Below are 25,189 nucleotides of genomic sequence, written 5' to 3'. Positions count from 1 at the left end.
CAACGTAAAATAAAAGAGGCTGACTTACCCAGTGCCCACGACAAGCTAACCATGTTTAAAAACACCTTGGCGCAAATGACCTCTGCAGGCTATCAGTTTATTGGTATGGATCATTTTGCAAAAGCCGATAACGAACTTGCAGTCGCGCAAAATAAAGGGCAGCTACATCGCAACTTTCAGGGCTATACCACTAACGGTAATTGCGACTTATTAGGTTTAGGGGTCTCGTCTATTTCGCAAATTGGCACCGCCATTTTACAAAACCAAAAAGTGCTTAAGCATTATTATCACGCAATTGAAACGCAAGCCGGCAGTGCTATACATAAAGGAATGCATTTAACGCACGATGATGTAATACGCGCGGAGGCTATTAAATCACTTATTTGCCAGTTTGAATTAGACACGCACGCATTTGCGAAAAAGCATTCTATACATTTTAATGAGTATTTTGCGGATGCGCTGTTAGCGCTAAAGCCTTTAATAGACGATGACATGGTGCATATAAACGATAAGGTAATACGCGTCACGCCTCGCGGAAATCTATTTATTCGTATTATATGTATGTGCTTTGATGCTCACTTACAAAAGCAAATAAGTAAAACCCGTTTCTCACGTGTGATTTAATTAGTGCTATAGCAATTCGCTTATCACGTTTGAGGTGGTAAAAACGTGTCGATAAGCAGGCATAAAAAAAGCAGACCTGAGTCTGCTTTTTGTATTTTCTATAGGGTTTAATTAAACACGATGTTTTCGCTGCCCGGCGCAGCTTTAAACTCAACAATGATTTTGTCGCAATCGGCTTTAATCTCATCACTAAAGTTTTCTTCAGCTCGCCAACGTGCTGTATCTTGCTTAAAAATCTCTTTTTTAGAGTATTTTTTGCGTGCATCGTGAGTCGGCATTTCTTTCACAACGTTATACATTTTATAAATGCCTGGGTACGCTAGCGTTAAATCTCGCTCATCTTCAAAAGCGTACTGAGACATTAAAACCCAAATCCGTAAACAGCCTTCAGAGTACTCACATTGCTCTTCAGCCATTGCACGAGCAATTAGATGAATGCTATCTGCAAGTTTAGCGTTACGCTTTAAGCGCGACTGCTTAAGCTTTTGCTGTTGCTCTGCTTGCTTTTGCGCAATTAACTTTTTTTGCGCGTTAAGCTTATAGAGCAACTGACCTGCATAAAATGCTAAGCCAGCAATAATAACAGCACCTACAAACAAGGCTACAATCACTGCGGTACTCATTAAGCGCCCTTACTATTTGTCGTCATCATCATCTAGCCACTCATTGGCTAAATCATCTGAAAGGTACTTATCGAAATCTGAGTTACCATCGCTTTCGAAGTTATCTTCAAAATCATCTTCAAACTCGTCTTCGTCTTCATCTTCGATACCTAGTAACTTACAAAGTACTTGGTGGCGAGCAATACGGCTATTAAAGTACTTCGCATCTTTACCCGTCAGCATTTCACCTTGCTCATGGCGCTCAACGAGCTTAAGTAAACGCTCATCGTTTTCAAGCGCTTCTAGCTCTTGCTCCGGCGTAAGCTCTGGCTCTGTAACCTTTTTAAGCTCAACTGTTGGCTTTAAGTTACGCTTCATTTCTACTTGCGGCTGTGGTGCACTAGCCACTAAAGGCACGGCTTTTTTACTGCCGACGCGCTTATCTTTTGGCGCTGAGTTTGCTTTTTTAGTATCGCTATCTAATAGCTCAGGCGCATTACGAGAACCAGGCTTAGCGCCCTTTGGCTTTTTAACTCGTTGCTCTTTTAACGCACGCATTTCTTTAAGCTTATCTTGGCTTAAACGAACAGGGCCGTTTGAAGGAATTTTGCGTGATTTTTTCTTTCTACTCATATCTTGATCATCTCACTTAAGAGGTTTTGAGCGAGGCACATAACATGAGCATCGCAGTGCTGGCCTAGCCAGAAGAATTCGATTTGCGCATTAAAGCTTGGGTTGCTCGTTGAATTAGCGCATTAGCTTATTGCTAAACGGTGGGTATTGTAACAGGACAAATAAAAAGGCGGTAGAGAAAACATCTCTACCGCCTACTAATCTGAGCGCCATTATCTGGACACTTCTCCCTTCGACTTTTTTTAGTCTTTATTATTTTTATTATTATCAGTCCGTATTGTTATTATTTTAACCTTCCTTGTTACATTCCATTTTGTTTTTATTATTAAACTTCCTTGAGATTTTATTATTTACGGTCATCCTGACGCTTTCTTGTTATTTCCTTTTGTAGCACCTTCAATGTGCTATTCAGTCGTGTCGCGCCATTTTCCTTTAGCATAATCCATGTTGTTATTGTTGTTTTGCGACAGTGGTTAATTTACCCGTTAATATTTTTGTTACAACTGGTTTATATAATTTTTCTTACATAGAGCACATATAAAAAACAAAAAATTTATAATAAACATAAATTTAACTGTAAAAATATTTTTAAAATAAGCTATTTCTTACAAAATAGCATGGCAAATGTCTCACAAACTAAAGGGTGATATCGTTAAAATGTGGACACAAAAAAAGCAGCGTAAGCTGCTTTTTAATCATATTTCATAGTATTACACTAGCTGATACTAGATAAATACGACTTTAGTGTAAGCCACCTAAGTATTGAGATAGTACTTCAATATCTTTATCGGTTAGCTTTTTCGCTATATCTTGCATCATACCGTTATGGTCGTTTTTACGGGTTCCATCACGAAACTTCTCTAGCTGAGCTTTAATGTACTCTGGGTGCTGAAAAGAAATTTTAGGAAACTTTGCAAGAGACGAACCATTGCCTCGCGGACCATGACACGCCGCACAAGCCGGAATACCACGTTCAGCATCGCCTGCTTTGTAAAGCATCTGACCAACTTCAACCACGTCTTTTGGGGTGGCGCCTTCAGTCATGTTCAATGAAGAAAAATAAGCAGATAGGTCTTTCATGTCTTGTTCGCTAAGTGGCATAGCCATCGCGCTCATTACAGGATCCATACGGCCTTCTTTACCGCCTGAAGTCATACCTAATTTTAAATCCTTGAGTTGTTTAAGGATGTAATCTGGATGCTGGCCTGCAAGTTTAGGGTAAATATTAACCGGTGCATTACCGTCTGGGCCGTGACAAGCCGCACACGTTGCTGATTTTTCTTTACCTGCGTTTACATCGCCATCAAATGCTGTTGCGTTGCTTGCTGACAACGCACCAAGCAATATTGTTAAAGATAGTGCTATTTTTTTCATGGTGAATTCTCTGTTTCCGACCCTGTATCATCTACAATATGGATGTTGTAATTCATGTATTCTACACGATAAAAAATTCTCTGGCACGTTTTCTACTCATATTAAGCTTATAATTTATAGGGTTTTGACCTAGATTAACCTTTAAGCAGCTTTAATAGTGCCATTTATAGAGTTTTTAGGTGTTTAAATACGCTTTTTAATACATCCTTTATAGTATAAAATACGCGCCCTGAGTGAATTTAGCTCAATAAGATTAACTTTTACGTTTTTAGGAGAGCCTGTGCTCAAATCTCGTATCAAATATAATACTGCGTCTTTTGTAACAAGCGCGCCAGACATCACTAAATTACCTGCTGATACGGGAATTGAAGTCGCGTTTGCAGGTCGCTCTAATGCAGGTAAGTCAAGTGCTCTTAATGCACTGACAGATCAAAAACTTGCTCGTACCAGTAAAACGCCAGGTCGTACGCAGTTAATCAACACCTTTGAGTTAGGTGAAGTAGACGATATGCGCTTAATCGACTTACCCGGTTATGGTTTTGCTAAAGTACCTATTGAAATGAAAAAGAAGTGGCAAAAGTCACTAGGTGAGTACCTACAAAAACGTCAAAGTTTAAAAGGTATTGTTATATTAATGGATATTCGCCACCCTTTAAAAGATTTAGACAAAGATTTAATTAACTGGGCTATTGGCAGCGAAATCCCAGTATTGGCGCTTTTAACTAAAGCCGATAAGCTTAAGCAAGGTGCACGTAAAGCACAAGTACTGCAAGTACGCCGTGAATTAAGTGAACTAGACGGTGATATCACAGTACACGCTTTTTCATCACTTAAGGGAACAGGTTTACCAGAAGTCGCTAAAAAGCTAGATGAGTGGTATTTAGGGCCAATTGTGGCTGTTGCACCGCAAAGTGATGAAGACAGCTCAGACGCTTAAAAATAAGCACCTACGAAAGATAAAACTTTCCCCCTGCTGATTTTATAAAATAGCCGCGCTCATCAGCGTCGGCTATTTCAGCCCACTGATAAAACACACTTCGTGATACCCGCGCGCTACACCCATAAGGTAATTGCAAATAAGGCACCGCTGCATTTTTATAGTTTTTTATATAAAGAGGCTGCTCAGCACTGATTAACCATTGCCGTGCTAAATTATCTATACAACACATAACCTGCCCTTGCGCTGTGCTTTCAATATGCCAGCTTACGATAACGAAAGGCGCATCTTGCACCTCTATCGCTATTTTTTCGATGGGTGTTTTTAAATAAAACTGCTCACTTTCTTTGCATAAAACACTGGCAAACAGTTTTACCATCGCGGGGCGAGTAATTTCGCTGCCATTGTAAAACCACTGCCCTTGCTCGTTAATCATAATCGGTAGCTCACCACACTGGGTTGGCTGCCAACTATCAAACGGTTTACTAGGCTCGCTTAATTGCTTACTAAGCGCCGTTAACGAGATCACTGTTTTTTAAGTGTTAGCGCAAAAGTAACTGGTACGGCTGTAGCAACTCCAGGTAAACCAGCTAATTGCTGTAGCTTTTTAACGCCTTCGGTCACACCAAAGTCTTGGCTATTTACAATCACAGGCGTAAACGACGACACGCTTAAATCGCCATTTTCGGCACTGCTAACAAGTACATTTATTTTTAATGGCTTTTTATTACCATGAAAATCAAGCTGCGCATCAACCTCTTTTAATACATGCTGGCCCGGTTTTTTAATATTACTTAATTGCTTTTTTAAATCCGCAGTTAAAACTGCATGAGGAAACTTAGCCGCTTCAAATACAAATTGAGTTAAACGTTCATTGCGAATAGGGATCAGTGTTTCTGCAGAGGTTAAGTCTATATTTACACTAAAAGCACCACTGTCTGAAAGTGTTCCTTCTAGGTTAGTAAAATGATGTGCCTCAGCAATCGAGTCTTTTTTGATAGAAACAAAACTTAATTGGCTCTTGTCATTGACTAGCTGCCAATCTGCATGAGCGGCATTAGACAAAGCAACACTTGATAACGATAAACCGATAATGGCTAACGTTTTAAACATAACGCACTCCTAAAATAAAATGAGAATAATAGCGCTTTCGATACTATCACCTGAAATAGGGGCAAACCACCTCAAATTAAAGACGGCGCTAAATTACTTAGCCCGTACTGTTATTAAAAAATTAATAACGATATAGCACCCTATAATTGACGCTTTTTAGGGGCGTAGCGCAACATCCACGCTAATCATTGCGTGAGATAGCTTTACTTGCCTACGTTTGCATTATAACTGCTTTATACATATACCCGTTTGAGGGCGCGCTAGGTATGGCAAAAAAAATAATAAACATAAATGAGCATAAATGAGCATAAAGTGTGAATAGTAAAAAAGCGCTTAGAGGAGCCATTTAGCTTTAAAGGGCAATCTAATGAGGAAGAAAAAGCAGCCTGCTTAAAACAAGCAGGCCGATATAGCAAACTGGGGAGAAGCTATCAATTTGTTGCACCTTTTCAGATGCATCATCAACAGGATGTCCTACAGGATGAGGACGCGCGCACTTTAGCAAAAGCGCGCATAAAAATACAATGATATTCCGCCAAAATAGTTCGAATTGACGAACATATAACTATTTAATACAAATAGTTGCTTAAATTAACCTACTTTTAACTAAACTTTGTTTACGCGTAGAAATACTTATATCGATTCGCTTAATTGAGTGAGTTATTTAGAGGCAATAAAAAAGCGCCTTGCGGCGCTTTTAAAATATAAGCATGTTTTAGATTAGTGGGCTTGTTCCCAGTTTTCACCTTCGTCAGCTTCTACAATTAAAGGGACATCTAAGCTAGCTGCTTGCGACATTAGCTCACAAATCTGCTTTGTGTATGCTTGCGCACAATCGGTTTTAATCTCAAACACCAATTCATCGTGTACTTGCATTAGTAACTTAATGGTATTGGGAGCTTGTTGATTAACCCAGCTATGCACGCTCAGCATTGCTTTTTTAATAATATCAGCGGCTGTGCCTTGCATTGGTGCATTGATTGCTGCACGTTCGGCGCCTTTACGGCGAGCTCCATTACGTGCATTAATTTCGGGTAAGTGTAATCGACGCCCAAAAATAGTTTCTACGTACCCGTTCTCGGCCGCTTTTTCGCGGGTTGTTTCCATGTACTCAAGTACCCCAGGGAAACGCTCAAAGTATTTATCTATGTAGTGCTGCGCTTCGTGGCGTGGCACATCAAGCTGACGCGCTAAACCAAAGGCTGACATGCCGTAAATTAATCCAAAGTTTACTGCTTTAGCTTTACGACGCATATCTGTGGTTACATCCTCTAGCTCAACCCCAAATACCTCAGCAGCGGTTGCACTGTGTACATCTAACCCATTAGCAAAGGCATTTAGTAGCCCTTTGTCTTGCGATAAATGCGCCATAATACGCAGCTCAATTTGACTGTAATCGGCAGCCACAATTTTATAGCCTTGTGCCGCTACAAATGCCTCACGTATACGGCGTCCTTCTTCAGAACGAATTGGGATATTTTGTAAGTTAGGATCGGTAGAACTCAAACGCCCTGTGGCCGTAACAGCTTGATGATAAGAAGTATGCACGCGCTGTGTTTTCTCATTAACCATCAGCGGTAATTTATCGGTATAGGTTGATTTAAGCTTAGATAAACCACGGTGCTCAATAATCACCTTAGGTAGTGGGTAGTCATGGGCAAGTTCTTGTAGCACTTCTTCAGCCGTTGAAGGTGCACCTTTAGGTGTTTTTTTAATGACTGGCAGCTCAAGTTTTTCAAATAAAAGTACTTGCAGCTGCTTTGGCGAGCTTAGGTTAAATGGTTCGCCAGCTATCTCGAACGCTTCTTTTTCAAGTTCAAGTAAACGCTCGCCTAAACGCTGGCTGTGCGCCGCCAGCATGTTGCTATCAATTGCTACGCCGGTGCGTTCAATATCAGAAATAACATTCACTAATGGCATTTCTATTGTTTCAAATACTGACTTTAACTTCTCATCAGCTTCTAATTTTGGCCAAAGTACTTGGTGTAAACGCAGTGTAATATCGGCATCTTCTGCTGCGTAAGGCGCAGCTTGCTCAAGCTCAATTTGATTAAAGGTAAGCTGCTTTTTCCCTTTGCCGGCTATATCTTCAAAGCTAATGTTTTTATGGCCTAAGTATTTAAGCGCTAATGAATCCATGTCATGGCGCGTGCCCACGCTATTAAATACGTACGACTCAAGCATAGTATCAAACTTAATACCATTGAGCTCATAGCCTGAATTAGCCAGTACGCTCTTGTCGTATTTTAGGTTTTGCCCTACTTTAGCTTTGTTAGCATCGGCGAGGATTGGCCCAAGCTTTTGCATTACATATTCAAGGCTTAATTGCTCTGGTGCACCCGGGTAGTCGTGTGCAATTGGTAAGTAAGCAGCTTCGCCTGCTTTTACAGCAAAGCTCATACCTACTAACTGCGCTTGCATGTAATCAAGGCTGGTTGTTTCGGTATCAAAGGCAAATAACTCAGCGCTATTTAGCTGCTCAATAAGCGTATCAAATTGTGATTCGGTTAAGATAGTTTCGTAATGTGCATCTTCTACTTTTGGCAGTTCATTTGCCTCAGTAGGGAGCGCTTTTTCTGCATCTTTTGGGTTATCAAGCAGCTCAGCTAACCAGCGGCGGAACTCACACTCACCATACAGTGCAATAAGCTCATCTTTATTTGGCTCTTGTACTTTAAAGGTATCTAGGTCTGACTCTACCTCAACATCACATTTAATGGTGGCAAGCTCATAACTAAGTGGTAAATGATCAAGGGCGTTTGCAAGCTTCTCACCAATCTTGCCTTTAATATCGCCGGCATTATCAATTACACCTTGAAGCGATCCATATTTTTGTAGCCATTTAACAGCTGTTTTAGGTCCACAGCCTTCAACACCTGGGATGTTGTCAACCTTATCACCCATTAGCGCTAAATAGTCGATGATTAGCTCAGGACCCACGCCAAATTTTTCAACAACGGTTTGAGGATCTGAAATGCTGTCGGTCATGGTATTGATTAGCGTAACATGCTCGTTAACTAGCTGAGCCATGTCTTTATCGCCTGTAGAAACCAATACATGGCGCTTTTGCTCAGTCGCTATTCGTGAAAACGTACCAATAACATCATCGGCTTCAACCCCTTCAATACTAATTAGCGGAAAGCCCATCGCTTTAATAATACTATGCAGTGGCGCTATTTGCGTTCGTAAATCGTCAGGCATAGGCGGACGGTTAGCTTTATACTCGCTATACATGTCGTTCCTGAACGTTTTGCCTTTGGCATCAAACACCACCACCATGTGGCTCGGATCATATTGTTTGATCAAACTTTTAAGCATGTTTACCACGCCATAAATAGCGCCAGTTGCTTCACCTTTAGAGTTGGTTAAATGCGGTGGAGAATGATAAGCACGAAATAAATATGAAGAGCCATCAACTAAAATTAGCGGGTTTTCGGGGATCTGAGCCATGGTGAATTTGGATCCTAAATACAAAAAAGTAATATTATTACAAGCATGCCATAAGGTTGTGAATAAAACGACAGTGAATTACGCTTAGTAGCCATAATTATTGCGGAGCAACCTGTGGATAACTTTGTAGATAACAGCCACGAGCTATTCCTCCAATGCATAATAAAATGCTTAGAAAAATAAATAACTGCTTGTTTTGTTTAAAAAAGATAATACGAGGTTCTTTTTTTATTATTTTAAAACCAATGTGGAAAAAGGTTTTCTAACTGATACATCCGCTGTTAGTCACTTTAGTTATTTGTATCCATTTAAATAACCGGAGGAGTATTCTAGCATAATGGATCAAAGATCATAGCGATCCTTTATAATTTTTTTTACGAGCGCACTGGCAAAAATGGCATAAACCGCAATACAACTTGCACTGCGAATACTTTTTAAACTAAAAAATTATTTTAGTGTGTGTTTTGGCCCGTGTTAAACTTCACCCAAACGACTTATTTAAAATACTTAAGGAGCACAAAAGCATGAAAAAGATAGCTGTAATATTAGCCGGCTGTGGTGTGTACGATGGCAGTGAAATAAACGAAGCAGTATTAACACTGCTACACATAGCTAAAAACGATGCTGCATATCAATGTTTTGCTCCTGATATAGAACAACTTCACACTATTAATCACCTCACCGGTGAAGAAATGCCAAGCAACCGTAATGTACTCACTGAGGCAGCACGCATTGCCCGTGGTGATATAAAATCATTAAGCGAATTAAAGGCATCTGAATTTGATGCGTTAATAGTACCAGGGGGATTTGGCGCCGCTAAAAACTTATGTGATTTTGCCGTTAAAGGCGCTGATGCGCAGATAAACGACCTAGTATTAGAGGCCTGTAAACAATTTGCTAATGCACAAAAAGCCGCTGGCTACATGTGTATTGCGCCGGCTTTAATTCCGTTTATATATCCCAATGCTACTTTAACCATAGGTAATGATGAACAGACCGCAAGCGCTTTAACCCAGCTAGGCTCTACACACGCAGCCTGTGCGGTTGATGATATTGTGATTGATGAGGACAATAAACTCGTTACCACCCCTGCTTATATGCTGGCGCAGTCTATTTTAGATGCCGATGCGGGGATCGAAAAACTGGTTAAAAACGTACTAGCATTAGCTTAAATAGTGATTTACTAAGCCACCGATTATAAATGTTTGTTAACTGAAACATGCAATTTTATTGCGTTAACGCAAAAATTAGTCAGTTTTATTGATAAAAACACCAGTGGGCGTTTTATAAATTGTTACACAAAGGTATAATCGGTTTAATTTCCGTCATCTATAATCGTGATTGATCACGTTCAAATCGAAGTGAGCAAGGCAAAATGAAAAAACTATCAGCTGCAGCATTATTAGTGCTAGCAACCACCGCATACGCACAGCCATATGATAACTCTATGACTGAAGATGCGATTAAAAAACGTTTAGCACCAGTTGGCGCTGTTTATCTTGAAGGCGAGAAAGCTGCTGCAGCCGCAGCTCCTACTGGCCCTCGCTCTGGTGAGCAAGTGTACCAAGGCGCATGTTTTGCCTGTCACGGTACTGGCGCACTAGGTGCACCTAAATCAGCTGATGACTGGGCACCGCGTATCGCTAAAGGTAAAGATGTACTGCTTGATCACGCTATCAACGGTTTTAATGCGATGCCGCCAAAAGGAACATGTATGGATTGTTCTGATGATGAGATTAGCGCAGCTATTGATTTCATGACATCTAAATAATTTAATTAAACCCCTGATAACTAGGGTGATTAATTTAAAAAGGCCTATTTTTATAATAGGCCTTTTTTTATTCCCAAAATAATCTTTTTAGTTGCTGTTTTAGGGCATTAGTTACTTGACGATCGCAACTAAAAGTGAAATTATACGTTTAATAAACATACAATAATAAAATAATATGATTCATGTCATCGGAAGATAAGCCCGCGGCACCGAGTAAACTAGCGCACCAAAATAAACGTCTTAAAGCGCTATTAGAAAAGTATAAGCAATCTCACCACTTACAAAATGCCCTGATCCAGCTATCAGAGCAAGCAAGCTCTGTTGCCGAATTAACCTTACTTTACCCCGCTATCCATGACATTTTACAAGCATACCTACCTAGTAAAAGCTTTTACGTGGTGCTTGCTAATCAATATACTCATGCCCTGGAACTTTCTTATTTTTGCGATGAAAAAGATAGTATATCAGTCGCCCTCAATCAAGATAATAGTTTTGAAGAAGGCGCTACAGGCTACGTTTATAAGCTTGGCAAAACCACCTGCTTTACCAAACAAGAAATGCAAAGCGCTGCACAAAACGGCTTATTTAAAGCACTAGGCTCACCTGCTGAGTACTGGGTTGGTGTTCCTATCTATCAAGAGCAAAACATTATTGGCGTACTTGCTGCGCAAAGTTACGATAAACACCAAGATTACAGCAGTCAGCAAGTGCATTTACTCGAGGTAATGTCTTTATACTTAGCCACAGCCATAGAGCGAGTTAAAAAAAGAGAGCTGCTCGAATCTGAAGTAAAAATTCGTACCCGTGCGCTCACGCAAAGTAATGATGCGTTAAACCTAGAAATTGAACAACGAAAACGCGCACTACAACGCCAACAAATTTTGTTTAAAATATCCGAGTTGGCAACGCAAGCGCAAAACTTAGATGATGCCTATGTAAAAATTCATCAAATAATAAAAACCATTACATACGCAGAAAACTTATACATTGCACTTTATAACAAAGAGACTGGTTGGATTAGCTTCCCGTACTGTGTGGATGAATTTAAAGACAACACCGAGCCGAGGCCGTTTGCAAAAGGTTATAGCGAACTGGTTATTAGCAGCGAGCAGACCCAACTTATTCACCCCAGTAGAGCCAAAGAGCTATTAGAAAGTGGTGATGTACAACGAAATAAGCCAGTACCAGAGGAGCAAATGGCCACCAGCTGGCTAGGTGCTCCGCTTAAAACATCGCAAGGGGTTATCGGCTTAATTGCATGCCAAGCGTATAATAACAATCATATTTTTAGCAAAGACGACTGCGAGCTTATTACATTTGTATCACACCAAATTGCCACGGTTTTACAAACTAAATTAGCCACTCAAGCACTTAAATCTAGCCACCAAGAGTTAGAGTATCGAGTTAACGAAAAAACAAAGGCGCTGCAACAAGCTAACCTACATTTACAAATGCAAATTGATGAGCGTAAAAAAGTAGAGCAGCAGCTTTATCATGATGCGCATCACGACTCATTAACGGGCCTGCCTAATCGTAGCTTGTTTTTAACCCAGCTAGAAAAAACACTGCAGCATTACCATCGTTTTCCTGATCATCACTTTGCTGTGTTATTTATTGATTTAGATAAGTTTAAAGATATAAACGATCAACTAGGTCACCATGCCGGCGATCAATTTTTAATAAGTGTGGCTGATTTATTTTCGCATTGTATTCGCGAACACGATTTACTCGCTCGCCTTGGTGGTGATGAATTTGTAATTTTGCTTACCCACTTAACAGAGCTACAACAAGCAGAAGATGTAGCTGATCGCATTATTAATATAATGAAAAAGCCATTTTGCAGTAAAGGTACCTGCATTCAAAGTGGTGCAAGTATTGGTATAACGTACTCAAATTCAAGTTATCAGCATACCGATGAAATTATTCGCGATGCCGATGCTGCTATGTATTACGCTAAAAATGCAGGGCGCGACCGCTATGAGCTGTTCCACCCGTTATTAACACAAACACTAACAAGCGCAGAATCTCCAGCACAGCACCATCTTGATTCACTCCCGATGAGTTTTAGAAGTGCAGATATTATAAACCTTGATGAACAACAGCAATCAGAGTCACTGTTTGAAGCCTTTGGTGAACACCCTGTATTAGGCTATACTAGTTTTGAAGTGCTGAAAAAGTTTGCAACCGATAAAGAGCAGCACCTCCAAGTTGAATTAGAACTATTGCAGCACGCCTATGCCCATGCCTTAGCGGCAAATGTAGCCATGGTATTATTGCCATGCTCAGGGTTACTGTTAGAAGCGCTTGAATTCAATTTATTTACTGAGGTATTAAGTAAGCTGCAAGGGCAAAGCCAACTGTGTTTATTGTTTGACGACCAAGAAATACGTTACGCCTGTGCAACTCAGCTAGAAAACCTTAAAAAGCTCTCGCAGCTTGGCTACAGCATTGGCTTAAATAACTTTGCAAAAGACCGCTGTGAGCTAAATGCACTGACCGACATTACCTTCGATTATGTATTACTTAGCTCAACCTTTAGTAAACGCGTACTGCAACAAGAAAGCTTTAACTTGCAATTACAAGGTGTACTGGCAATCACTCAGCTAAAAGGCATAAAAGTCATTGCCAAAGGCCCTTCTATACTTAACTTTAGAGCCTTGCTAGATAAATACGGACTAAACTTATTTGTTGCTAAGCAGCAAGGCTTATCGGAGTCAGTAGCGGCTAATAACAACGCCGCGCAGTCTATTAACTAGGTTTTTTCAGCATCGCCCTTAAGTTAGCGACCCGTGCTTGGCCTTTTTCCATGCGCTCAGCTTGCGAGCTTGGGGCTTTTTTGTTTTCAAACGCTAGGTCATCTTGCGGTAACTCTTGCACAAAGCGGCTTAGCTCTGTTTGTGAGGTTTCGCCAAACTGACGACGTATTTTTGCATACGTTAGTGTCAGCTCTTGCTGGGCCCGTGTGATCCCTACGTATGCTAAACGGCGCTCTTCATCTACGTTTTCTTCGTCAATACTTACTTGGTGTGGCAATAACCCCTCTTCCATACCAACCATAAATACGTACGGGTATTCTAAGCCTTTAGATGCATGCAAAGTAAGTAACTGTACCGCATCAGACTCATCTTCTTCCTCGTTACGCTCTAGCATATCGCGAAGCGTTAATTTACTAACCACTTCAGGTAAGGTCATCGGTTCGTTATCGGCATCTCCGGTGAGCATATCGGTGATCCAACGATACAGCTCTGAGACGTTTTTCATGCGCATTTCTGCCGCTTTGGCACTTGGCGATGACTCATATAAATACGCTTCGTAGTTAATATTACGTACCAAGTCTTTTACCGCTTCGAGTGTATCGCTACGCACTGCATTATCTGAAAGCTCAACAACCCAACGCGCAAACCCCGAAAGCGCATTTAAGCCACGCCCTTTAAGGCGGTAGCCTAGGTCGTTATCAAAACAGGTGGCAAATAAGCTTTGGTGCTTTTCGTTTGCAAGTGTGCCTAGCTTTTCAAGTGTAACGGTGCCTATTTCACGGCGCGGCGTATTAACAATGCGTAAAAAAGCGTTATCGTCGTCTTGATTAACCAACAAGCGTAAATACGCCATAATATCTTTAATTTCTGAGCGCGAGAAAAACGACATTCCGCCACTAATTTTATAGGGAATGCGGTTACTCATTAATGATTTTTCAAAACCGCGCGCCTGGTGGTTACCGCGATACAAGATAGCGTAATCTTTATAGCTGGTGCGCTTCATAAATTTATGAGAAATTATTTCAGCAACAACTCGCTCGCACTCATGCTCTTCATCCCTACAGCCAATCACTTTAATCGGCTCACCGTAACCAAGCTCACTAAATAGCTTTTTTTCGATATCGTGCGGGTTATTGGCAATTAAAATATTTGCTGCTTTTAGAATGCGCTGGGCACTGCGGTAGTTTTGCTCAAGCTTTATGAGCCTAAGGCCGGGGTAATCTTTACTTAACAGTACCAAGTTTTGGGGGCGGGCTCCGCGCCATGAATAAATAGATTGGTCATCATCCCCTACCACAGTAAAACGCGCTCGCTCGCCTACTAATAACTTAACAAGCTGGTACTGGCTGGTATTGGTATCTTGATATTCATCCACCAGCAAATACCTAAATCGTTGCTGCCAACGCTCTCGTGAGGTGGCATTACTACTCAGTAATAAGGTGGGGATCATTATTAAATCGTCAAAATCCAGTGCGTTATATGCTCGCAGCTGATTTTGATAACGCGCGTAAAGCTGCGCAAATAACGCCTTTTGCGCATCACGTGCTTCGCGTATAGCTTGCTCTGGTAAAATTAATTCGTTTTTCCAGCTGCCTATTTGCATTTTTAATAGATTAAGTAGGTCTTTGTCTTTTTTTAGCTCGTCTTCGGTTAAATCACCTAATAGCTGGTTAGTATCTTGATCATCAAACAGTGAAAAACCTTCTTTAAAGCCAAGTGTTTTGAGCTCTTTTTTAATTATTTCAAGCCCTAGGGTATGAAAGGTTGATACCCACAGCCCTTTCGCCTCTTGCTTATTAAGCGTTTGTAATACACGCTCACGCATCTCTTTGGCCGCTTTATTCGTAAACGTTACCGCAGCAATATTACGTGCTTTGTACTCGCACTTTTGCACCAAATAAGCAATTTTGTTAGTGATTACGCGCGTTTTACCTGAGCCTGCACCCGCGAGTACTAAACACGGACCACTAATATATTTTACTGCTTCATCTTGTTTTGGATTGAGTTTCATAACGACCATGGAGTTTTAAAAGGCAGCTAATTTTACCGTAACCACAGATACAGGCATAGCCATTAGATTAATTAATTCCATTGTGGTGATCATGTATTAAATACCTTAGGTATAAGGTAATATTAGTCATTATCATTTTAGGGCAACAGCAAGGGACGATTATGATCAATCCAGCAAAACTTGAAGAAATTGCTAAGCAAATCACCAACAACATGCCGCAAGGTGTAAAAAACCTAGCAGATACACTGGAAGGTAAAACCAAACAAGTTTTACAAAATAAGCTGGCTGAAATGGACTTTGTTAGCCGCGAAGAATTTGATGTGCAAAGCCAAGTACTTATTCGTACTCGTGAAAAACTCACTGAGCTTGAAGCAAAAGTTGTGTTACTAGAGCAACAACTAAATGCTAAAAATAACGCCGAGTAGCACGTACTACATCTGTATACTCAGCCACAAAAAAAGCAGCTAAGGCTGCTTTTTTTGCTTTTAGTTTTAACTAAAAGCCCACTATGTATCAAAAAGTGCCTCTAATACATAGTATTGCAGTGATTGTTGCTGCGCTAAACTTACAGCGCACATTTTTAGCGCCACTTGCTTACCCGTAATGGGTTTATAACGTTTTAAAAAAGGAAGTTGAGTAATAACAGGTAACACAAATGCGCCTATTTGCTCAGCTATTCGTGTATCGTTTCGCTCACCCATTAATAAAGACGGCTGGAATATACTTACTTTTGCAAAGCCCAGCGTTTTTATGTGCTGCTCAAGCTCGCCTTTCATTTTTAAGTAAGGGCTGATGCTGTGCGCATTGGCGCCGCTTGATGACACCAAGCAATAATGGCTCACTGCATTGTTTGCCGCCATTTGCGCCGCAATAAACTGATAATCAAAATCAACTTTACGCTGCGCCGCGGTTGAGCCAGCCTGCTTTTTAGTAGTGCCCAAACACGAAAAAAACACATCCCCTTTAAATAACGCGCAGTAGTTGGTTAAACAATCAAAATCAATAACCTGATTAGTGAGCTTAGTATGTTCAACGTCCAGCTTACGGCGAGTTATAGCAATCACATGGCCAAACGCAGGGCTTTGCAGTAAAAGCGCTAATAGCTCACTCCCCACAACCCCTGTTGCCCCTATGATTATCGCCGTTTTAGTCATTGCTTAAATTACTCGCAACCGGCTTTAGCGAGTACATGTGCAACGGCTTTTTTATACACATCGCCTTCTTCATCGGCGCAGGTTACAACCGAGGATAAGTCGTGCAAGTGGCCGTTCTCTAATCCATATACCCAACCATGAATTGTGAGTTCTTGACCTTTATCCCATGCATCTTGAACTATGTTTGTTCTACACACGTTGCGTACTTGCTCAATAACATTTAGCTCAATTAAGCGACTTAAACGCTGTTGCTCATCCATTGCATTAAGCTGCTCTAAGTGTTTTTCTTTTACATCGCCAACATGGCGTAACCAGTTATCAATAAAACCAAATTTGGCGTTATTTAATACCGCTTGAACACCACCACAGCCGTAGTGGCCAACCACCATAATATGTTTTACTTTAAGCACCTCTACCGCGTATTGCATTACCGATAAACAGTTATGGTCAGTATGTACTACCACATTAGCTACATTACGGTGTACAAATAATTCACCCGGCAGTAAATCAACAATTTGGTTGGCAGGAACACGGGAGTCTGAACAGCCAATCCACAAGTACTCTGGGTTTTGTTGCATTGATAATATTTTAAAAAACTCAGGGTTGGCTTCGGTTGTACGTGCAGCCCAACGTTTGTTGTTTTCGAATAAATTTTTTAGCTTTCTCATTGCATCTCTTATTTAGGACGGGATAGAAATTACACCCCAGAAAAGACAAATAATGAGCGCCTTTTTAGTTGGTGTTTGCAAGAATTAAAATATTGCGAGGAGTTAATTGTTTCTCACAAAAGGTGGTAACTGAAACGTGATAACCTTGCTGTTGCAAATATAAAGCACGATCGAGCACAAGCCAAACTTCTATTGCTCTTCTAAACACATGTCGAACCAGTTCGATTCGCTCTGTTACTTTTTTACGCGCCTTACCAATTAATAAAAACTTATCGTAATCAGTATCTTGAGGGATACTTATAGACTTTTTATCCCCCGCCCAAGCACAAAACTGTGCAAACGTATCAGAGAACACGGCTTTGTTAACGGAAGGCACACTCACGTAATATTGTTCATGAGTGAGTGACTTTCGAAGTGCGTCAAACCCTAAGCGCCATTCCACCTCAGTTTTTCGTATTTTAGCTACACGTGAAGGAGCTGTAACTGTTTCTTGCAGCGCCAATTTTAAATCGCGGTGCGTTAAATTAAGCTTACTAGCAAGGGCAAGCTCACTCATTGCCTGATAACGACTATCGGTAAATAAGTGATAACAGCACGGCGAAAAACTAATACGTTTTACCCTAGCGGCGCTGGCGTGTTGCATAAATGCTTGGTGCAGTGCGCCACATGCATGCAGTGCAACCGCATGTGTGTCGGTATTAAAAAAATGGCGTGTTTCATCTTCAAGCACATTAGCTTGGCTAAATTTCATCGCCAAACCTTGCTTGCGTGCACTGTGCTCTCCTTGCTCGCAAAGATGCCCTTGTAGCTCAACACTGTGTACGCTTTGCGCGCCGTTATAAGCAAGCATTCGGCCTAAATGCCCTTTGCCTGCACACCATTCAAGTACAGGCTGCGTGCTACTCGTTAATGCTGAAACAAAGTCTTGCAGTTGCTCAAACTTACGCCCTTTAATACCGTTACTTATCCAAAACGGGTATTCACCGCGTTGCTGCTGGCTTTTTGGTAAATTGCACAGCTCAGGTAGCTGCTCTACCCCGGCAATAAACGGGCTAAAAAATTGATAAAGCTGTTGCTGATCGTTATCAAGCCTTGCGACATCTTCATCTGATAAGTTATTTAACGCCGCTTGTAGCTCAGGCCACGGTAACTCATCAAAATCAAATGCTGTACATTGCCAATATTCGCGGGTATTCATTAGCACTGCATCGAGTGCTGCAAACTGCTCAGCTAGGTTCATAACAACTTAAAATAGTAAAAAGACGTTTAATTATACCAGTTGCGCAGAGCTGCATTAAGCGGTTATTTTTTTCCAAGTATTAAACGCAAATAAAGGGGGATCGAAATAATACTCACAATAAAGGCGGCTATTAGCATCCACGACAGTTGTAATCGCTCTGGCTCTTGGTATTTATAAACAAACCCAGCTTTGTGCTCGTCAAATTGCGTTTGCTTAATACCATAATAATCTGCGATTAAGCGCCACTTGGCCATCGACATATTCCCTAAATGGGTCGTAGGCGGCATTATGTAGTCTTTCAATACTTCGGCTTCATAGGCTAGCTGATGAAAACTTTTGTTTGGCGCATACACTTGCTGAGTAATTGCAATGGCTTCATCCATATTCATCATCGCATAGCGCCAACCTTTTAAGCTCGCCTGATAAAACTTTTCGACCGTTTGCGGGTGCTTTTTAAGCATTGATTCGCTGGTAAATAACACATCACCATACACATCCATACCATAGCGCTGTGGGCATATAAGGCGGTGCGATACCCCTTGCTGAGTCATAAAGTAAGGCTGAGTGGTGACATACACTTGCATTGCATCAAGTTTGTTTTCTTGCCACGCTTGTAGCGCAGGCTCATCGCCTTCGTATACCTCTAAGGTAGCAATATCAATACCGCTGCGTTTAAGCATAACTAGCAGCTCGGTACTGTCTTTTTTACTCACTTCGGTAATACGTTTAGCGGTAAAATCGCGAGGGTGAAAAATATCAGAGCTGTCTTTTACCATCCAACAGTATGGGGAAAACTGCAAAATAGCCGCCATTGCTACAAACGGTTGGCCGTTTACTCTTTGTTGTAAAATACCCGAATGCGCTACGCCAAATTGGGCTTCTCCACTTGCTACAGGCGTGAAAGTGTCAGGCATTTTAGGATTGGCTTCGCGTATGGTTACATCAAGTCCGGCGTCTTTGTAATAGCCTTTTTGCTGAGCCATATAATAGCCGGCGAACTGAAACTGGTGGGTCCATTTTAGTTGTAAAGTGACTGATTCTTGAGCCATTAGTTGGCTGCAAAAAAGCAAAATTACAAATATTAATCCTTTAATAAGCAACTGGGTGTTCCAAATAGTAGTCATTAGCTGTAACTATATTTAAAACACACGATAAAGCAAGCATGCAAACGTGCATACTTGCTTATAAAAACCCTAAGCTGAGGCTAAATTGTCAACGTTTGGGCTTTGTGGCTGAGAGGTTAAAAACTGCGTAAAACACGGGTTATGTGTTTCATCTTGTACACTGTAACCTAAGCGATTTAAGTGCTCGTTAAACATATCAAATTGGCTTGGCTCAATAGCAAAGCCCGCCAGTACATTTCCGATAGACCCCCCATGATTGCGATAATGAAATAAAGTAATATTCCAATTGCTACCTAGGGTATCTAAAAAGCGCGCTAGGGCTCCTGGGTATTCCGGAAATTCAAACCGTAATAACCTTTCGTGTAACTGCTCCGGTGCTTTACCCCCTACCATATAACGTACGTGTAATTTAGCGAGTTCGTTATCTGATAAATCGCAAAATTGGTAGTCGTTGTTAGTTAGGTCTTGTTTTAGCTCGTTGAGTTCTTGCTCACCCTGGCGCAGGGCAATACCTACAAATATTTGCGCTTCACCTGGGCCTGCATAACGGTAGTTAAACTCAGTAATAGCCCGACCACCTAAAGAGGTGCAAAACTGCTTAAAGCTGCCTTTTTCTTCTTTAATGGTCACCGCAAGTAGCGCTTCGTTTTTTTCACCTAGCGCAGTACGCTCAGCCACATAACGTAAGCGATCAAAGTTTAAGTTAGCACCCGAAAGCACCGCTGCTAAATGCAGCCCTTTTAAGCCCGATTGCTGGCTCCACTTTTTAAGCCCTGCGGTTGCAAGGGCACCTGAGGGCTCTGAAATTGCGCGAGTAGAGACAAAAATATCTTGCATGGCGGCACAAATTTCATCGCCACTAACAGTTACAACTTCATCGCAAAATTTTTGCGCTAAGCGAAATGTTTCACTGCCAATAATTTTAACCGCTACGCCATCGGCAAAACTGCCAACACGGTCAAGCTCAACAGGCTCGCCCGCTTTAAGCGCGGCTTGTAAACATGCACTTTCGTCAGCTTCTACGCCAATGACTTTTATATCTGGGCGTAATGATTTGATATAAACCGCCATACCAGCAAGTAAGCCACCACCGCCAACAGGGATAAATACCGCATCAAGCTCGTTGAGTTGCTGCATAAGCTCGCGAGCCACTGTGCCTTGCCCCACTATTACATCAGGGTCATCAAAAGGCGGTACAAATACGCCATTGCGTTGCTCTGTTAGTTCAAGTGCATGTGCTTTTGCAGCATCAAAATGATGGCCATGTAAAACCACTTCACCGCCCAGCGCACGTACCGCACTTACTTTTATTTCAGGCGTGGTAACTGGCATAACAATAGTGGCTTTATGGCCAAGATGTGAAGCACTAAGCGCCACACCTTGTGCATGGTTACCCGCAGATGCCGTAATAACAACAGACCCTTTTGATAACTTGTTTAATTTATTATAAGCACCGCGTAACTTAAACGAATACACGGGCTGTTGATCTTCACGCTTTAACCAAACATGGTTGCCTAATTTATCACTGAGGTCGCGCATTTCGCTGACCTCAGTCACTTTAGCTAGCGGTTCCATATTGGCCTGAATAATAGCGCGAAAATAATCGAGCTCTTGAGAAACCATAATTAGCTAAGCTCCTCCAGTTTGGCTAAATCACGTACTGCGCCCTTATCGGCACTGGTTGCAAGTAATGCATACGCTTTTAATGCCGACGATACATAGCGGTCACGATCAAGCGGCTTATACGCTTGCTTACCACGCGCTAATTGCTTTTGTTTACGTGCTTCTAGCTCTTCATCACTTAATGCAAGGGTGATTTCACGTGTTGCGATATCAATGATAATTTTGTCACCATTTTCAACATACGCAATGGCACCGCCACTTGCCGCCTCTGGCGATACGTGGCCGATTGATAAACCAGAGGTGCCGCCCGAGAAACGACCATCGGTGATCAGGGCACATTTTTCAGCAAGGCCTTTTGATTTTAAGTAGCTCGTTGGGTAAAGCATTTCTTGCATACCTGGGCCGCCTTTAGGGCCTTCGTAGCGAATAACCACAACATCACCGGCTTTTACTTCGTCGTTTAAAATGCCTTCTACTGAATCATCTTGTGACTCGTACACCACGGCAGTGCCTTCAAAATGCAGCATTTCGTCCACTACGCCTGCGCTTTTAACAATACAGCCATCAACCGCTAAATTACCTGAAAGCACAGCTAAGCCACCATCTTGTCTAAAGGCATGCTCAACACTACGGATACAACCATGCTCTCGGTCGTTATCGCCTTCATCCCAACGGCACTCTTGGCTCATTGCTTTTGTAGTACGAATACCCGCAGGGCCTGCGCGGTAAAACTTTTGTGCTGCTTCGTTTGTAGGGTCAGTCGCATCCCACTTTTTAACAAGCTCACCCATCGTCATACCCGCTACGTGGTTTACCGATAAATCAACTAAACCTGCTTTACCTAGCTCACGTACAATTGCCATCATGCCACCAGCGCGATGCACATCTTCTATGTGGTACTCAGGTGTAGCTGGGGCTACTTTACATAAAAATGGGGTTTTACGAGAAAGCTCATCAATGTGCGACATATCAAAATCTACACCGGCTTCTTGTGCTGCTGCTAATAAATGCAATACGGTATTAGATGAACCACCCATGGCAATATCAACCACCATAGAGTTCATAAAGGCTGTTTTGTTTGCAATTGCACGCGGTAACACGTCGTGGTTGTCTTTTTGGTAGTACTCGCGACACAACTCAACAATGCGAGCGCCGGCTTCTACATACAGTTGCTTACGATCTTTATGCGTTGCAAGCGTTGTTCCGTTACCCGGTAGTGCAAGGCCAATAGCCTCTAATAAACAGTTCATTGAGTTGGCAGTAAACATACCCGAACACGAGCCACAGGTAGGACACGCAGAGCGCTCTACTTGCTCTGAATCAGCATCACTTACTGTTTCATCAGCGCCTTTTACCATGGCATCAACTAAATCTAGTTTAATATCGATGTTAGCAAGTTTGGTTTTACCCGCTTCCATTGGCCCGCCCGATACAAAAATAACCGGTATATTTAAACGTAGCGCTGCAAGCATCATCCCTGGGGTGATTTTGTCACAGTTAGAAATACAGATCATCGCATCGGCGCAGTGGCCGTTAACCATGTATTCAACAGAGTCTGCAATTAAGTCACGAGAAGGCAGTGAGTAAAGCATACCACCGTGGCCCATTGCGATACCGTCATCAATTGCGATGGTGTTAAATTCTTTTGGTACGCCGCCCGCTTGCGTGATTGTTTCAGCCATTAGCTCACTAAGCTGATTAAGGTGTACGTGCCCTGGTACAAATTGCGTAAACGAGTTAACTACAGCAATAATAGGTTTACCAAAGTCGGTGTCGGTCATGCCTGTTGCGCGCCATAATGCACGTGCGCCTGCGCGTTTACGTCCTTCAGTTGTTGTTGCACTTCTTAATTTAGCCATAGTTACCTCTGTTTTGCCGCTGTGTAAGCGGGCATTCCTCATTCTAAAAATTGTTGAGTTACTGAAGGTTATATTCAGTAACGCGTAAATGTGTTTCGTTAGCAGTTACACTGCTTGTTGCTGTAAATTTTCTAAGCTAATTTCTTTCACGTCTACCAACTTATTTAGCTGGCTGGTTAATAGATGAATAGGCTTATCGCTATCGACCGTCATTGCTATCGTATATTGAGCTTCATCTGTATTAAGCTGAAAATGCGTAAGGTCAAAACCACGGTGACGCACAACACGTAAAAAGCGCTCCACCGCAATACTTTGGTTTTTCAATGCAATAGTTAAGCTGTGTTTCATTGTGCTTTCTCCGTAATCATTTCGTCATTTGCAGCCCCTGGTGGTACAAGCGGCCATACGTTTTCTTTATCATCTATACAGGCATGTAAAATATACGGCCCTTCGCTGTTTACCAGTGCAGTGATTGCATCGTCTACTTCGTTGGCTTTAGTAATAGTTTGCCCAGGAATACCAAATACCGCCGCTAACTGAACAAAGTCAGGGTTATCTGAAAGATTGGTTTCAGAGTAACGCCCTTCAAAAAACAGTTCCTGCCATTGACGAACCATACCTAAGCGTTGGTTATCTAATATTAGTATTTTTACTGGTAAATTATTACGACGTATAGTGGCAAGCTCTTGAATGTTCATCATGATTGAGCCATCACCCGACACCGTTATTACAAAATCGTCTGGGCGTGCTACTTGCGCGCCAATAGCCGCGGGTAAACCAAAGCCCATAGTGCCTGCGCCACCACTACTTAAGTGATTACTTGGGTGGTTAAATTTCATATGTTGCGCCACCCACATTTGGTGCTGGCCTACATCGCAGCACACTACGCCTGTTTTTGGCATACGCTGGCTTAACTGGTTCAATAAATACGGGGCAAATACTTTTTCGCCTGGGTAGTCGTAACGCCATGCGTGTTTTTCGCTCATGAGCTTATTTGTATCGCACCATGCTTTAGGTGTTACAACACACTCAAGTGCGGGTAATGAGGTTTTTAGATCAGCAATTAAGGACGCTTTAGCAGGTTTGCGTTTACCTACTTCGGCCGCGTCAATGTCTAAGTGAATTACTTTTGCTTTGGCTGCAAATTTGGCTAAGTTGCCCGTTACGCGGTCATCAAAGCGCGCGCCTATACATACAAGTACATCACACTCTTGTACTGCTATGTTAGCCGCTTGTGTGCCGTGCATGCCTAACATTCCTAAGTAGTGCTCGTAATCTGGTAACACACTGCCTAGCGCTTTTAATGTTGATACCGCTGGCATTTGTGTTTTGTTTAAAAACTGCATTAACTCATTTTGCGCATCGGCGGCTTGTACGCCACCACCTACATACGCTACTGGCTGCTTTGCTTCAGTTAATAACTGGTTTGCAATGGCTACTTGGTTTAAATCAAGTTGTGGTAAATATTCATCAGCAGCTAACCAAGGTTTAAAAGGTACTTGCGCCATTTGAATATCTTTTGGAATATCTACAAGCACTGGGCCTGGGCGACCACTTTGAGCTAAGTGCATGGCTTCTTGTAATATTTCAGCTAAGTCTTCTGGGCGCTCTACCATGTAGCTATGTTTAGTACACGACAGTGACATACCTAGTACATCGACTTCTTGAAATGCATCTGAGCCAATAGCGGCAGTCGGTACTTGACCTGTAATTGCTAATAATGGCACTGAGTCCATCATTGCATCGGCAAGTGCTGTTATTAAGTTAGTAGCGCCTGGGCCTGAGGTAGCAAAACAAACGCCTAATTTGCCTGTGCTGCGAGCATAACCCACTGCGGCAAAACCAGCACCTTGCTCATGGCGAGTAAGGTAATGCTTTACAGGCGCGCCATACAGCGCATCGTAAATGGGCATAATAGCTCCGCCAGGGTAGCCAAATACTTCATTTACGCCGTGCTTGGCTAATAAATCGATTGTTAGTTCTGCGCCTGTCATTAATTAATCCTCATTCCTCAGTGACAACCCAATTACCTACTTTACTTAAAAAACTTATAGCTAATACCAATCCGCAATAATACTTAATTATTTTTAGAGGGCTAAAAGTGTCGCTATCTGCGTTAAAAAATTCTCATTTAGAACAACTAAATAGCGAATTTTTTGCCTAGCTATCAACACGTTTATCTATCCTCAAAATAGATCACTTAATTAAGCGAATTGGTATAAAATTTTTAAAACTTTGTGCTTAAAACTA

The 25,189-nt window shown here is 41.8% G+C and carries 21 protein-coding genes; 6 read left to right on the top strand and 15 right to left on the bottom strand.

The features are described from left to right. Positions 1 to 624, top strand: a 624-nt coding sequence (locus B2R65_RS07285; protein ID WP_476748306.1) for an oxygen-independent coproporphyrinogen III oxidase, incomplete at its 5' end; no start/stop codon positions are given. Between the two features lie 107 nt (positions 625 to 731). Here the strand turns inward: B2R65_RS07285 and B2R65_RS07280 are convergent. From B2R65_RS07280 to B2R65_RS07270, 3 genes are all read right to left on the bottom strand, one after another. Further along, complete coding sequence (locus B2R65_RS07280) at positions 732 to 1,247, bottom strand: DUF2489 domain-containing protein (protein ID WP_004589313.1); 516 nt, start codon at positions 1,245 to 1,247, stop codon at positions 732 to 734. A gap of 12 nt (positions 1,248 to 1,259) precedes the next feature. Continuing rightward, positions 1,260 to 1,859, bottom strand: coding sequence for a Der GTPase-activating protein YihI (yihI, locus tag B2R65_RS07275; RefSeq protein WP_004589312.1), 600 nt, complete (start codon positions 1,857 to 1,859; stop codon positions 1,260 to 1,262). A gap of 741 nt (positions 1,860 to 2,600) precedes the next feature. After that, a complete protein-coding gene (locus B2R65_RS07270) occupies positions 2,601 to 3,233 on the bottom strand; it encodes a c-type cytochrome (RefSeq protein WP_004589311.1) in 633 nt (210 codons plus the stop codon). A 280-nt stretch (positions 3,234 to 3,513) separates the two neighbouring features. Between B2R65_RS07270 and yihA the strand changes: the two genes are divergently transcribed. Next, complete coding sequence (gene yihA, locus B2R65_RS07265; RefSeq protein WP_054982948.1) at positions 3,514 to 4,170, top strand: ribosome biogenesis GTP-binding protein YihA/YsxC; 657 nt, start codon at positions 3,514 to 3,516, stop codon at positions 4,168 to 4,170. A gap of 10 nt (positions 4,171 to 4,180) precedes the next feature. On the opposite strand, the gene B2R65_RS07260 is transcribed toward yihA, so the two are convergent. The 3 genes from B2R65_RS07260 to polA form a co-directional block, all read right to left on the bottom strand. Further along, positions 4,181 to 4,699, bottom strand: coding sequence for a DUF1285 domain-containing protein (locus tag B2R65_RS07260; protein ID WP_064386284.1), 519 nt, complete (start codon positions 4,697 to 4,699; stop codon positions 4,181 to 4,183). Further along, the gene (locus B2R65_RS07255; protein WP_064386286.1) at positions 4,696 to 5,283 is read right to left on the bottom strand and encodes a YceI family protein; all 588 of its coding nucleotides are present in this window, start codon (positions 5,281 to 5,283) and stop codon (positions 4,696 to 4,698) included. Before B2R65_RS07255 ends, B2R65_RS07260 begins: the two co-directional genes overlap by 4 nt. A 720-nt stretch (positions 5,284 to 6,003) precedes the next feature. Next, the gene (gene polA / locus B2R65_RS07250) at positions 6,004 to 8,733 is read right to left on the bottom strand and encodes a DNA polymerase I (RefSeq protein WP_286741767.1); all 2,730 of its coding nucleotides are present in this window, start codon (positions 8,731 to 8,733) and stop codon (positions 6,004 to 6,006) included. Between the two features lie 524 nt (positions 8,734 to 9,257). Between polA and elbB the strand changes: the two genes are divergently transcribed. The 3 genes from elbB to B2R65_RS07235 all read left to right on the top strand — a co-directional run bounded on the left by elbB (position 9,258) and on the right by B2R65_RS07235 (position 13,260). Next, the gene (gene elbB / locus B2R65_RS07245) at positions 9,258 to 9,905 is read left to right on the top strand and encodes an isoprenoid biosynthesis glyoxalase ElbB (protein ID WP_055254667.1); all 648 of its coding nucleotides are present in this window, start codon (positions 9,258 to 9,260) and stop codon (positions 9,903 to 9,905) included. Between the two features lie 203 nt (positions 9,906 to 10,108). After that, complete coding sequence (locus tag B2R65_RS07240) at positions 10,109 to 10,504, top strand: c-type cytochrome (RefSeq protein ID WP_004589305.1); 396 nt, start codon at positions 10,109 to 10,111, stop codon at positions 10,502 to 10,504. A gap of 182 nt (positions 10,505 to 10,686) precedes the next feature. Continuing rightward, positions 10,687 to 13,260 carry a sensor domain-containing diguanylate cyclase gene (locus B2R65_RS07235; protein ID WP_286741766.1) on the top strand — a complete coding sequence of 858 codons (2,574 nt, stop codon included), beginning with the start codon at positions 10,687 to 10,689 and terminating at the stop codon, positions 13,258 to 13,260. On the opposite strand, the gene rep is transcribed toward B2R65_RS07235, so the two are convergent. Next, entirely contained in the window at positions 13,253 to 15,271 is a 2,019-nt protein-coding gene (gene rep / locus B2R65_RS07230) for a DNA helicase Rep (protein ID WP_004589303.1), read from the bottom strand. The two genes, B2R65_RS07235 and rep, sit on opposite strands and share 8 nt — an antisense overlap. 161 nt (positions 15,272 to 15,432) lie before the next feature. Here rep and ubiK point away from each other — a divergent pair, with 161 nt between their 5' ends. Next, positions 15,433 to 15,696, top strand: coding sequence for a ubiquinone biosynthesis accessory factor UbiK (gene ubiK / locus B2R65_RS07225; protein WP_004589302.1), 264 nt, complete (start codon positions 15,433 to 15,435; stop codon positions 15,694 to 15,696). An 81-nt stretch (positions 15,697 to 15,777) separates the two neighbouring features. Here ubiK and B2R65_RS07220 read toward each other — a convergent pair whose 3' ends face one another. The 8 genes from B2R65_RS07220 to ilvG form a co-directional block, all read right to left on the bottom strand. Next, positions 15,778 to 16,425 (bottom strand): NAD(P)H-binding protein, encoded by a 648-nt coding sequence (locus tag B2R65_RS07220; RefSeq protein WP_286741765.1) that lies wholly within the window; start codon positions 16,423 to 16,425, stop codon positions 15,778 to 15,780. Positions 16,426 to 16,433: 8 nt separating this feature from the next. Continuing rightward, positions 16,434 to 17,093: a carbonate dehydratase gene (gene can / locus B2R65_RS07215; RefSeq protein ID WP_024032154.1), complete on the bottom strand. Its 660-nt coding sequence runs from the start codon at positions 17,091 to 17,093 to the stop codon at positions 16,434 to 16,436. A 64-nt stretch (positions 17,094 to 17,157) separates the two neighbouring features. Next, a complete protein-coding gene (locus B2R65_RS07210; protein WP_286741764.1) occupies positions 17,158 to 18,333 on the bottom strand; it encodes a methyltransferase in 1,176 nt (391 codons plus the stop codon). A 62-nt stretch (positions 18,334 to 18,395) separates the two neighbouring features. Beyond that, positions 18,396 to 19,382 carry an ABC transporter substrate-binding protein gene (locus B2R65_RS07205; RefSeq protein WP_039972499.1) on the bottom strand — a complete coding sequence of 329 codons (987 nt, stop codon included), beginning with the start codon at positions 19,380 to 19,382 and terminating at the stop codon, positions 18,396 to 18,398. A gap of 144 nt (positions 19,383 to 19,526) precedes the next feature. Beyond that, complete coding sequence (gene ilvA / locus B2R65_RS07200) at positions 19,527 to 21,080, bottom strand: threonine ammonia-lyase, biosynthetic (RefSeq protein ID WP_286741763.1); 1,554 nt, start codon at positions 21,078 to 21,080, stop codon at positions 19,527 to 19,529. 2 nt (positions 21,081 to 21,082) lie between these two features. Next, a complete protein-coding gene (ilvD, locus tag B2R65_RS07195; RefSeq protein WP_286741762.1) occupies positions 21,083 to 22,939 on the bottom strand; it encodes a dihydroxy-acid dehydratase in 1,857 nt (618 codons plus the stop codon). 105 nt (positions 22,940 to 23,044) lie between these two features. Continuing rightward, positions 23,045 to 23,287, bottom strand: coding sequence for an acetolactate synthase 2 small subunit (gene ilvM / locus B2R65_RS07190; RefSeq protein ID WP_004589295.1), 243 nt, complete (start codon positions 23,285 to 23,287; stop codon positions 23,045 to 23,047). After that, positions 23,284 to 24,933 (bottom strand): acetolactate synthase 2 catalytic subunit, encoded by a 1,650-nt coding sequence (gene ilvG, locus B2R65_RS07185; RefSeq protein WP_004589294.1) that lies wholly within the window; start codon positions 24,931 to 24,933, stop codon positions 23,284 to 23,286. Before ilvG ends, ilvM begins: the two co-directional genes overlap by 4 nt. Between the last annotated feature and the right edge of the window lie 256 nt (positions 24,934 to 25,189).

Source organism: Pseudoalteromonas sp. UBA2102 (genome assembly GCF_002331165.1).
Lineage (GTDB): Bacteria > Pseudomonadota > Gammaproteobacteria > Enterobacterales > Alteromonadaceae > Pseudoalteromonas > Pseudoalteromonas atlantica.
The sequence above is the reverse complement of the archived record's forward strand: the minus strand, read 5'-3'. Positions and strand labels throughout refer to the sequence as shown.